Origin of the sequence: Streptomyces sp. NBC_01478 (assembly GCF_036227225.1) — a bacterium.
Lineage (GTDB): Bacteria > Actinomycetota > Actinomycetes > Streptomycetales > Streptomycetaceae > Streptomyces.
Genome location: NZ_CP109444.1, coordinates 3,815,633 through 3,827,900, shown reverse-complemented (window position 1 = coordinate 3,827,900; position 12,268 = coordinate 3,815,633). Strand labels below are relative to the sequence as shown.

The window sequence follows — 12,268 nt, the reverse complement described above, 5'->3', positions numbered from 1 at the left end:
GTGGTGCGCCGCCGTGTGATCACAGGAGATGGGATGAAGTTCAAGGGGAGACGCGTTTTTCCGCGCTCCGGGGGGCGGGCCGGACGGGCTCGTGTCCCGTCCCGACGTACCGCTCTGGCGGTCGCCACGGTGCTGGCGGCCGAAGCGGCCCTCATGTCGCTGACCACCGACCTCGCCTTCGCGACCGGAACCGATGCAACGGCCTCCGTGGCCGCCGTTTCGGACACCAAGTCGGCTGCCTCGACGGCGGGTTCGGTGGACGCGGCGCTGCTCATGGCCCGCCTTCAGGACCGGAAGATCGAGGTGACGTCGGAGCGCACGGCCGACTCCACGACCTACGCGCTGCCGTCCGGTGAACTGCAGACCTCCACGTACGCCGGACCGATCCGTACGAAGGTCGACGGCAAGTGGCACGGCATCGACACCTCGCTGTCCGACGCCGGTTCGTCCCTGGAGCCGAACGTCGCGGCCGCCGACATCAAGGTGTCGGACGGCGGCGACACCGCGCTGGCCTCCGTGTCCAAGGGGAAGAAGTCGTTCGGCCTCGGCTGGGACGACACGCTGCCCGCACCGGAGATCAAGGACGACACCGCCTCCTACGCCCTGGGCGACGGCCAGACCCTGACGGTGACCGCCCTCTCGCAGGGGTTCAGCCAGAACGTGGTGCTGGACAAGGCGCCGGGCGGACAGCTCGAGTACCGAATACCCGTCGCCCTCAAGGGACTTGAACTGTCCCAGGCTGCCTCGGGACACCTGCTCCTGAAGGACACCGCCGGCAAGTTGGTGGCGGAAGCCCCCGCGCCGATGATGTGGGACTCCTCCAAGAACAAGGCCTCCGGCGAGTCCGAGCACCAGGCGAAGGTTGCCACGAAGGTGGAGACCGCCGACAACGGCACCCAGACCCTGGTCCTGACCCCGGACGCGGACTACTTCAAGCAGAAGCTGACCTACCCGGTCACCGTCGACCCCACCTCCACCCTCGCGGTGACGACGGACACCTGGGTGGCCACCAACTACACCGACTCCCAGGTCTCCTCGACGGAGCTGAAGTCGGGCACGTACGACGCGGGGACCACGAAGGCCCGCTCGTATCTGAAGTTCGACGTGTCGAAGTTCGTCGGCAAGCACATCACCGACACGAACCTCGCCCTGTACTCGTACTACGCCTCGACCTGTGCCACCACCGGCGCGGGCACCCAGGTGCGGCGCATCACGTCCACCTGGTCGTCGTCGGACATCACCTGGGCCGCCCAGCCCACCACCACGGCCACCGGCGCGGTGACCAACACCGCCGCGCTGGGCTACAGCACCTCCTGCCCCGCGGGCACGATGAACTTCGACATCGACGCCATCGTGCAGGCCTGGGCCGACGGTTCGACCAATTACGGCCTGCGCGTGGCCGGCGCGAGCGAGACGGACTCGCTGACCTGGCGGCGCTTCCGCTCCGCCAACTACGTCTCCGGCGACGGCTCGACCGAGCCGCACCTGACGGTGACGTACAACTCGTATCCCTCGACGCCGAGTTCACTCGCGATCGCCCCGTCACAGGTCAACGCCTACAACGGGAAGCGGTATGTCACCTCGCTGACCCCGACTCTCTCGGCGAAGGTCACCGACTCCGACGGGTCGGCCACGAAGGGGCAGTTCGAGGTCACGGCGGACCCGGCGTACGCGGACACCACGTACACGTACACGGGGACTTCGGCCTCGGTCGCCTCCGGTGCGACGGCGAAGCTCGCGATCCCGTCCGCGTCCGCCATTCCGGCGGGTGTGCATCTGCGGTACCGGGTGCGGGCCTACGACGGTACGGACTACGGCAGTTGGACCGGCTACACCACGTTCGTGATGAACACCGGCCTGCCCGTCGCACCGACCGTCACCTGTGCCACGTACACCCAGAACGGCTGGACGGCCAAGGCCGGCGCCGCCGACACCTGCACCATCGACACCTCCTCCACGGACGGCGCGGGCTACTACTGGGGGCTGGACAACAGCAGCGTCCCGAACAAGAAGCTCGACACCACCAACGGCAACGGCGGCGACGCCGCCACCGTCTCCGTCGACCCGGCCAACGGCTGGCACACGCTGTACGCCCGTACCATCGACTCGGGCGGCAACCTCTCCGCGGCAACTACCGCCTACAGCTTCGGCGTTGGCGCGGACGGCGCGGCGATCCTCTCCCCTTCGAGTGGAGACACGACCGCCCGCCGCCTGACCCTCGCCGCCAAGGGGCTCACGACCTACACCGGCGTGACCTGGCAGTACCGGCGCGGCGAGACCGACACCTGGCACACCGTCCCGGTCGGTGACGTCACCGCCTCCGGCGCGGCCGTCTCCGCCTGGCCGGTCGCCGTCAGCTCCGGCACGGCCACCAAGGTGGTCTGGAACACGGTCAGTTCACTCTCCGAGGACGGTGCGATCCAGCTCCGTGCCGCCTTCACCGACGGCACGACCACCGGTTACTCGCAGACCGTCGAGGCCACCCTCGACCGCGACGCGGGCACCGCGCCGAGCGCCGAGGTCGGACCCGGCTCCGTCAACGAACTGACCGGCGACTACACGCTGGACGCCACCGACGCGACCGCGTTCGACGCGAGCGTGGAGCGGACGTACTCCTCACGCGCCAACTCCACCGACACCGAGGGCCAGGCGCAGATCTTCGGCCCCGGCTGGACTTCCGCCGTCACCGGTGAGGCCGGCGACTACACGCAGCTCCGCAAGACCTCCGACACCTCGGTCGAGTTGCTGACCGCCGACGGTTCGTCCATCGCGTTCACCGCGGCCTCGGGCAGTGCCTGGAAGCCGCAGAGCGGTGCCGAGGACCTGACCCTGAGCGGCACGCTGTCCGGCTCGAAGTTCACGCTCACCGACACCGACGCGAGCACCACGGTGTTCGCCAAGGCGGCTGACACAGCGACGACTTGGACGCTCTACTCCTCGGCCTCCGCCGTGGACGACTCCACCGTCACCGCCGTCTCGGACACCGTCACGGTCGGCGGCAAGACGCTGGCCCGCCCGAAGTACGTGATCTCCCCGACCGGCGCGGTCAAGGCCACGACCTGCCAGGCCGATCCCGGCACGAAGGGCTGCCGGGTCCTGGAGTTCGTCTACGCGGACACCACCACGGCCACCGACTCCGCGCTCGGCGACTACAAGGGCCAGGTCAAGGCGGTCAAGCTGTGGGCGACCACCCCGGGTGCCGCCACCGCCACCGCCGAGACCGTCTCGTCCTACGCGTACGGCGCCTCCGGCACGCTCCGCCAGGTCTGGGACCCGCGCGTCAGCCCCGCGCTGAAGACCGCGTACACCTACGACCCGGACGGCCGCGTCGCCACCCTCACCCCGGCGGGTGAGCTGCCCTGGACCTTCACCTACGGCAAGGCCGGCTCCGCCCTCACGGCGGGCACGGGCATGCTGCTCAAGGCGTCCCGCCCGGCCCTGGCGGAGGGTTCGGACAACACCACGTCCGGCACGGCGGCCACCACCGTCGTCTACGACGTCCCGCTCTCCGGCACCACCGCCCCCGACCAGATGAACGCCACCACGGTCGCCACCTGGGCGCAGGACGAGGCACCCACCGACGCCACCGCCGTCTTCCCGGCGGACAGCGTCCCCTCCTCCAGCACGGGCGGCGACCTCACGTCGTCCGCCTACGACCGTGCCACCGTCACCTACATCGACGCCAACGGCCGTACGGTCAACACGGCCGGGCCCGGTGGCTCGATCACCACGACCGAGTACGACACCTACGGCAACGAGATCACCGAACTCACCGCCGCCAACCGGGAGTTGGCGCTCGGCGGCTCGGCCGACAAACTGGCCGAACTCGGTCTGACCGACCTGTCCACCGCCGACCGGGCGCGGCTGCTGGCCACCGTCTCGGAGTACTCGGCCGACGGCGAGCGCCCGACCGACGAGTACGGCCCGCTGCACGAGGTGACCCTCACCAAGGAACTCACCGGCTCCACCGCGGAGTCCACGCTGGCCGCCGGTTCGGTGACCCAGGCCCGCGCGCACACGGCGTACACCTACGACGGGAACCGTCCCGGCGACGCGGCGGTGTCCGGCCTGGTCACCTCCACCGTGACCGGTGCGGCGATCACCGGCTACGCCACCGACGCCGACACCACCACGACCACGACCACCTACGACTGGTCCACCGGCCAGGAGAAGGCGACCGAGGGCGGCGGTGACAGCGCGGCCCGCGTCACGACGTACGACGACGCCGGGCGCATCGCCACCACCCGCACCACCGGCTCGTCCGGCTCGGACGCCGGCGCGGTGACGTACACGTACTACAGCGCGTCCGCCACCGGCACCTGCGGCTCGGTCGAATGGGCCGGACTGCTCTGCCGTACCGCGCCCGCGGGCACGGTCAGCGGGACCAACCCGGCCGAACTGGTCACCACGGTCTACACCTACGACCGCTGGGGCCACGCCGCGACCACCACCGAATCGGCCAACGGCGTCACGCGCACCACCACGGTGACCGCCGACACCGCGGGCCGGGCCGTCAAGGCCGAGATCACCGGCGGTGCCGGGGAGAAGACCCCCGCCACCGAGTACACGTACGCCAAGGACAGCGGCAGGCTCGCCACCCAGACGTCGAACAGCCAGACCATCACGTACGGCTACGACACTCTGGGCCGGCGCACCAAGTACGCCGACGGCACCGGGAACACCACGACGACCAGCTACGACGTCCTGGGCCGCGCGGTGAAGCGGTCCGACTCGGCGCCGTCCACGGTCGCCTACGCCTACGACACCCGAGGGCTGGTCAGGACGGTCACCGACTCGGTCGCCGGCACCTTCACCGCCGCCTACGACGCCGACGGCGTCCTGGCCACGGAGACGCTGCCCGGCGGCTACGGCCTCGCGCTGACCGTCGACCCGGCCGGACACCAGACCGCGAAGGAGTACACCGCCGCCGACGGCACCACGGTCCTCGCCGACGCCGCCGAGTTCACCGTGGCCGGTCAGCAGGCCGGCCACACCCAGACCGACGGCTCGACCACCCAGACCGACTACACCTACGACAGCCGGGACCGTCTCGTCGGCGCCACCGACGCCACGAGCACCGGGTGCGTGTCCCGCGCCTACGGCCTGGACTCCGACAGCAACCGCACCTCGCTCAAGACGACGACGGACGACTGCGACAGCAGCACCTCCGACGCCACGTCCACCAGCACGTCGTACACCTACGACGCCGCCGACCGGATCGTGGGCGCCGGCTACGTCTACGACGCGCTGGGGCGCACCACCACCGCCGGTGACAGCACGCTGACGTACTTCACCAACGACCTGGTGCGCAGCGAGACGGTGGGTTCGTCCCGCAGCCTGTGGTCCCTGGACGCGGCCGGCCGGCTCGCGGCCGAGTCCTTCCAGACCCAGAACGCCGCCGGTGACTGGACCGCCGCCGGCGGTGTCGTCCAGCACTACGGCTGCGACTGCGACAGTTCCGCCTGGACGGACACGAACGGCTCGGTCGGCCGGACCGTGCAGGACGCCACCGGCGGTCTGGCGGCCACCACCTCGGCCACCGGCGCTGCGGTTCTCCAGCTCGCCAACCTGCACGGTGACATCGCCGTGCAGCTTCCCCTGGACACCACCGCGTCCGTGGTGACGCAGCACTGGGACGAGTACGGCGTCGCCCTCGACGCCGCCGGGGCCGCCGCGACCTACGGCTGGCTCGGCGCCTACCAGCGCGGCCACTCCTCGGCGAGCGGCATGACCCTGATGGGCGTCCGGCTGTACTACTCCGCCACGGGACGCTTCCTCCAGGTCGACCCGGTGTACGGGGGCAGCGCCAGCGCGTACGACTACGTGGGCGCCAACCCCGTGAGCTACCTCGACCTCGATGGCAGAAAGCGGTACTGCTCGGGCAAACTGCTCGAAGGGCCCATTTTCTACATGGTGGTGGGCAACAAGGTCAGCGCGCAGCACTCCGACCAGATCAAGTACACGAACTGCACGAAGAAGAAGCGCACCGTGCGGGCCGACATCGCCTACGCCAAGGACCTCAAGTGCAAGACGGTCAAGGTGAACAAGACGGTGACCTGGTACTGGACCCACGTCGACAGTGTGATCCCGTTCTACTACCGCTCGATCAAGAAGTGCTGAGGAACTCCATGGCCAAGGCCGAGAAAGAAACCGGCGACAGCCCTGGCCTCTGGGACCAGGACTCCACCAAGGGCGAGCGCTGGAGGGGCGGCATGGGAGACAGCTTCCTCGTGACCCTCCTGGTCTCGGCGGTCACCTTCCTTTGGAGGCGCCTCCCACGCCGACGCAAGCCGTAGCGACTAGCCGGCCTGTCCCATCCCCGCGGCATTGGGCCAGCTCTGCGCGTTCGGCCAACCGGTCGCGGGCGCGGGCGCCAGGTTCTGCATGCCGTTGGGGCTGGTGGCGCCCCGTACCTGCGCGGCCGTGAGGCCGTTGCGGGCGGGGACGCCGGTGGGGGTCGGGCCCTGCGGGGGCATGGGTGCCGGGGCGGGTGCGGGGGCGCCGTAGGGCTGCTGCTGTTGGGGCATCTGCTGTGGCATCTGCTGCGGTACCTGTGCCATCTGCTGCGGCATCTGCGCGACGGCCTGCATGGGCATCCCGACCCCGTTCGACTGCTGGTCGGTCATGCCGGTCATGCCGGTCATCGGCATCTGCTGCACCTGCGCGGCGGCCACCATCGGCTGGAACTGCGGCTGGGGCTGCGGCTGTTGGGGCTGGGGCACCTGCATCGGTACCGGCTGGGGCTGCATCTGGGCCGCGGCCGGCATCGGCATGCCGATGCCCGACGTACCCGTGCCGAGCGCCTGCGCGGCGAGGTTCTGCATCCCCGCCCCGTTCGTCGCACCGACCAGGCGATCCACGGCCGCCGTACCCGAGCTGTAGTTGGTCCCTGTACCCAGCTCGGGCACGGCGGCTCCCCTCCTGGTCCCGTAGAGCACCTGTTCCAGGCCGGTCACCAGGCGACGCACGTCCGTCTGGGGGCGCACCACGAGCCGCAGGAAGCGGCTGGACGAACCGATCTTGTTGCCGCACTCGCGGACCAGGATGCGGTGCTCGGTGAGCATCCGGTCCCGGACCACGGTGCCTTCGGCGCCCACGGGGAGGCGCACGAAGAGGAAGTTGCCCTGCGACGGATAGACCGTCAGACCGGGCAGCGCGGAGAGATGGCTCGCCATGTCGAGCCGGTCGCGGCGCACCTGCTGGAGGCTCTGCGCGTACTCCGCGCCGTGCTCCTTGAGGATGAACACCACGTGTTCCGCGAAGGCGTTGAGGTTCCACTTCGGGAGCATCGAGCGGATGCGGCCGGCCAGGGCCGGGTTCGCGACGAGGTAGCCGAACCGTATGCCGTGCAGCCCGAAGTTCTTGCCGAGGCTGCGCAGGACGACCACGTTGGGGCGGAGCATCGCCTCCTGTACGACGCTGGGTTCGACCTCCGCGTCGGCGAACTCCAGGAACGACTCGTCGATGACGATGAGGTCCAGGTCGGCCATCGCGTCCATGAACTGCACCAGCGCCTGCTTGTGCAGGAAGCCGCCGTCGGGGTTGTTCGGGTTGCAGATGACGGCGACCTTGGTGTTGCGCTTGCGGATGAACTCGGCGTACTGCGTGAGGTCCAGGACGAAGCCGTTGGACTCCTGGAGCGGGAACATGTCGACCCGCTTGCCGGTCTCCATGGGCTGGTCGGTCCAGCGGCCGAAGGTGGGGACGGGGATGGCGAGGGACTCGCGGACCATCAAGTGGTCGATCCAGGTGATCAGTTCGGTGGAACCGTTGCCCATCGCGACGCAGCTCGGCGGGAGTTGGAGCAGATTGCAGAGCTCGGCCGTGATGGTGTCGGCGCTGCTCGGGTAGTACGTGATGATCTCGCGCAGCCGCGCCGCCATGTCGTCGAACATGGCGGGGGTGGGGAAGTACGGATTGCACGGGATACAGAAGTCCACGGGGCCGGTGCCGTCGCTCTCACGCGCCAGCGCTGCCATCGACGGGCTGTGCGCCGCCGTACTGCGGAACAGCGAGGTGACGTTGGAGTCGGCCAATGGAACCTCCGTATGAAGGCGGGCCCGGCGGGGACGACCGGGCCCGTCGTCTTGGGTGGCCCGCGCGGGGGAGCACGGGCCACCCATCAATACGGAGACGGGTGTGGCACTGTTCAACGGATGTGAAAATGGTGTGAGTTCGGGAACCCCGGGTCCGAACTACGCGTCAGCCGTGAGGCGTCAGGCGCTGAAGGTGTGGATCGTCGACGTCTTGTACGTCTGACCAGGCCGCAGCACCGTCGACGGGAAGTTCGCGTGGTTCGGCGAGTCCGGGAAGTGCTGGGTCTCCAGGCAGAGCGCGTCGCCCTGGCGGTAGGTGTGGCCGCCGGTACCTGTGAGAGTGCCGTCGAGGAAGTTGCCGGTGTAGAACTGCAGCCCCGGCTGGTCGGTGGCGATCTTCAGGGTGCGGCCGGAGTGCGGGTCGTGCAGAGTCGCGGCGTGCTCGGGCTTCGCGGTGATGCCCTTGTCGAGGGCCCAGTTGTGGTCGAAGCCCTTGGCCTGCACCTGCTGGACGTGGCCGGCCCGGATGTCGCGGCCGATCGGCTTGGTCTTGCGGAAGTCGAAGGGGGTGGCGGAGACCTTGGCCAGTTCGCCCGTGGGGATCAGCCCCGAGTCGGTCGGCGTGTAGCGGGAGGCGGGGATCGTGAGCTGGTGGTTCTCGATCGTGCCGCTGCCCTCGCCGGCGAGGTTCCAGTAGACGTGGCTGGTCAGGTTGAGGACCGTGGCCTTGTCGGTGGTGGCCTCGTAGTCGATGCGCCAGTCGCCGTGCTTGTTGAGCGTGTACGTCACCTTCACCTTGAGGGTGCCCGGGTAGCCCATCTCGCCGTCGACGCTGGTGTAGTAGAGGTGCAGGCCGACGTCGGAGCCGGAGGTGAAGCCCTCGACGTCCCAGATGTGCTTGTCGAAGCCCTGGGTGCCGCCGTGCAGGCTGTTGACCCCGTCGTTGACGGAGAGCTGGTAGCTCTTGCCGTCCAGGGTGAACTGGCCCTTGGCGATGCGGTTGCCGTAGCGGCCGATCAGCGCGCCGAAGTACGGGGTCTTCGCCACGTAGTCGGCGATGTTGTCGAAGCCGAGGGAGACGTTGGCGTATTTGCCGTGCCGGTCCGGGAGTTCGAGGGACTGGACGACTCCGCCCCACGACAGCACCTTGAGTCGGGTGCCGCCGTTCTCCAGCGACCAGCGGTAGACCTTGCTCCCGTCGGCGAGGGTGCCGAAGAGTTCCTTCACGGGCTTCTTGCCTCCCGAGGCTGCCTGTGCCGTACCCGTACCGAGTGCGCTCGCGGCGATACCCGCTGCCGCCGCGCCTGCAATGACCGTGCGTCTGTTCAGTTCCATTGAGCGGCTCCTGCACATGGAAGGGGCCCCGCCGTGCTGTGCGAAAGACAGTCAACAGACGGGGCCCGGGCTGAAGTTACGATCCGGACTTGCGTTTGTTCCACACGTCGAAGCCGACCGCGGCCAGCAGGGCGAGGCCCTTGATGACCTTCTGCCAGTCGGTGCCGACGCTGAGGAGGTTCATGCCGTTGTTCAGCACGCCGAGGACCAGACCGCCGATGATGGCGCCGAAGACGGTGCCGACACCGCCGCTCATGGACGCGCCACCGATGAACGAGGAGGCGATGGCCTCCAGTTCGTAGCCGTCGCCGGCCTTCGGCGAGGCCGCGTTGAGGCGGGCGGTGATGACCAGACCCGCCAGGGCCGCGAGCACGCCCATGTTCAGGAACACCTGGAAGGTGACGCGCTTGTCCTTGACGCCGGACAGCTTCGCGGCCGGCAGATTGCCGCCGATCGCGTAGATGTGGCGGCCGAAGACGGAGTTGCGCATCACATAGCCGTAGCCGGCCACCAGGACGGCGAGGACGATCAGGATGATCGGCGCGCCGTTGTAGCTGGCGAGCAGCATGGTGAGCCAGAGGATCGCGGCGACGATGACGACGAGCTTGAGGAGGAACAGCTTCGTCGGCGCCACGTCGAGCGAGAACTCCTGCTGCCGGCGCCGGTCGCGGAACTCCTGCCACACCACCGCGGCGATCATCGCCAGGCCCAACAGCAGGGTGATGTTGTGGTAGTTGGTGTTCGGACCGACCGCGGGCAGGAAGCCGTTGCCGAACTTCTGCAGACCGTTGGGGAAGGGGCCCAGCGTCTGACCCTGGAGGAGGATCTCCGTGAGGCCGCGGAAGAGCAGCATTCCGGCGAGCGTGACGATGAAGGACGGTATGCCCGCGTAGGCGATCAACAGCCCTTGTATCGAGCCCGCCACCGCGCCCATCAGCAGGCACAGCACCAACGCGACCGGCCACGACACCTGGTGATTGACCATCAGGACCGCGGCGAAGGCGCCCACGAACGCGGTGAGCGAACCGACCGACAGGTCGATGTGCCCGGCGATGATGACCAGCATCATGCCGATCGCGAGGATCAGGATGTAGCTGTTCTGCAGCACCAGGTTGGAGACGTTGCGCGGCAGCAGCAGGTCGCCGCCGGTCCAGACCGCGAAGAGGATCACGATCAGACCGAGGGCGATCAGCATGCCGTACTGGCGCATGTTGCGCCGCAGGCCGTCCAGCACCAGCCACAACAGGCTGCCGCCCGCGGCCGATCCGCTCTTGCCCGGTGGCGCGGGGGCCGGGCTCTTGGCGGTCACGTCCGTGCTCATCGCGTTACCTCTTTGTCCTTTGTCATCTGGCGCATCAGCACTTCCTGCGTGGCCTCGGCCCGGGGCACCTCACCGGTCAGCCGGCCCGCCGCCATCGTGTAGATGCGGTCGCACATGCCGAGCAGCTCCGGCAGTTCGGAGGAGATGAAGACCACCGCCTTGCCCTCGGCGGCGAGTTGGTCGATGACCGTGTAGATCTCGTACTTGGCGCCCACGTCGATGCCTCGGGTGGGCTCGTCCAGGATCAGCACCTCGGGACCAGCGAAGATCCACTTGCTGAGGACGACCTTCTGCTGGTTGCCGCCGGACAGCTTGCCCACCGGCTCGAACACCGTCGGCGCCTTGATGTTCATCGACTTGCGGAACCGTTCGGCGACCTGCCGCTCCTCCTGCTCGTCGACCACACCGCGGTTGGAGACCTTGTTCAGGGCGGCCAGCGAGATGTTCCGGTTGATCGTGTCGATGAGGTTGAGGCCGTAGTGCTTGCGGTCCTCGGTGACATAGGCGATGCCCTGTTTGACCGCCTCCGCGACGGACTTGGTGCGGATCTCCTGGCCGTCCTTGAGGACCGTGCCGCCGGCGTAGCGGCCGTAGGAGCGCCCGAAGACGCTCATCGCGAGTTCGGTGCGGCCGGCGCCCATGAGTCCGGCGATGCCGACGATCTCGCCCCTGCGCACATTTATTGACACATCGTCAACTACCTTGCGCTGCTGGTCGATCGGATGGAACACGGTCCAGCCGCGGATCTCCAGGGCGGGAGCCGCGTCCAGCTTGCCCTCGTGCGGGGTGCGCTCGGGGAAGCGGTGGTCGAGGTCGCGGCCGACCATGCCGGAGATGATCCGCTCCTCGGTCGTCTCCGGCGCCTTCACGTCGAGCGTCTCGATGGAGCGGCCGTCGCGCAGGATCGTCACCGAGTCGGCGACCCTGCGGATCTCGTTCAGCTTGTGCGAAATGATGATGCAGGTGATGCCCTGCTTCTTCAACTCCAGGATGAGATCGAGGAGTTTGCCGCTGTCCTCGTCGTTCAGGGCCGCCGTCGGCTCATCCAGGATGAGCAGCTTCACCTTCTTCGACAGCGCCTTCGCGATCTCCACGAGCTGCTGCTTGCCCACGCCGATGTCGGCGACGCGGGTCTCCGGGTGGTCGCTCAGACCCACCCGGCGCAGCAGTTCGGTGCCGTGCCGCAGCGTCTCGTTCCAGTTGATGAGCCCGCGCGTGGCGTGCTCGTTGCCGAGGAAGATGTTCTCCGCGATGGAGAGGAACGGCACCAGCGCCAGCTCCTGGTGGATGATGACGATGCCGCGATGCTCGCTCGCCCGGATGTCACGGAAGCGGCACTCCTCCCCTTCGAAGAGGATGTCGCCCGAGTAACTGCCGTGCGGATGGACGCCGGAGAGCACCTTCATCAAGGTGGACTTCCCGGCGCCGTTCTCACCGCAGATGGCGTGGACCTCGCCCTGACGGACCGTCAATGTGACGTCCGACAGCGCTTTGACACCGGGAAAGGTCTTGACGATCGAGCGCATTTCCAGGACGGGTCCCGCCATGGTCGTGCCTTCCAATCAAGTGTGGTGGT

General features: G+C 68.5%; 6 protein-coding genes. 2 read left to right on the top strand and 4 right to left on the bottom strand.

The features are described 5' to 3' along the window. Nucleotides 1-33: 33 nt before the first annotated feature. Nucleotides 34-6,120 (top strand): DNRLRE domain-containing protein, encoded by a 6,087-nt coding sequence (locus tag OG223_RS17200; protein ID WP_329248927.1) that lies wholly within the window; start codon nt 34-36, stop codon nt 6,118-6,120. Nucleotides 6,121-6,128: 8 nt separating this feature from the next. Next, entirely contained in the window at nt 6,129-6,296 is a 168-nt protein-coding gene (locus OG223_RS17195; RefSeq protein WP_329248925.1) for a hypothetical protein, read from the top strand. Between the two features lie 3 nt (nt 6,297-6,299). Here OG223_RS17195 and OG223_RS17190 read toward each other — a convergent pair whose 3' ends face one another. The 4 genes from OG223_RS17190 to mmsA form a co-directional block, all read right to left on the bottom strand. Further along, nucleotides 6,300-8,036: a pyridoxal phosphate-dependent aminotransferase gene (locus tag OG223_RS17190; RefSeq protein ID WP_329248922.1), complete on the bottom strand. Its 1,737-nt coding sequence runs from the start codon at nt 8,034-8,036 to the stop codon at nt 6,300-6,302. A gap of 180 nt (nt 8,037-8,216) precedes the next feature. Further along, nucleotides 8,217-9,371 carry an aldose epimerase family protein gene (locus OG223_RS17185; RefSeq protein WP_329248920.1) on the bottom strand — a complete coding sequence of 385 codons (1,155 nt, stop codon included), beginning with the start codon at nt 9,369-9,371 and terminating at the stop codon, nt 8,217-8,219. Between the two features lie 76 nt (nt 9,372-9,447). Further along, nucleotides 9,448-10,692: a multiple monosaccharide ABC transporter permease gene (mmsB, locus tag OG223_RS17180; protein ID WP_329248917.1), complete on the bottom strand. Its 1,245-nt coding sequence runs from the start codon at nt 10,690-10,692 to the stop codon at nt 9,448-9,450. Continuing rightward, a complete protein-coding gene (gene mmsA / locus OG223_RS17175) occupies nt 10,689-12,239 on the bottom strand; it encodes a multiple monosaccharide ABC transporter ATP-binding protein (protein ID WP_329248914.1) in 1,551 nt (516 codons plus the stop codon). The genes mmsB and mmsA overlap by 4 nt, the downstream gene beginning before the upstream one ends. Nucleotides 12,240-12,268 lie beyond the last annotated feature (29 nt).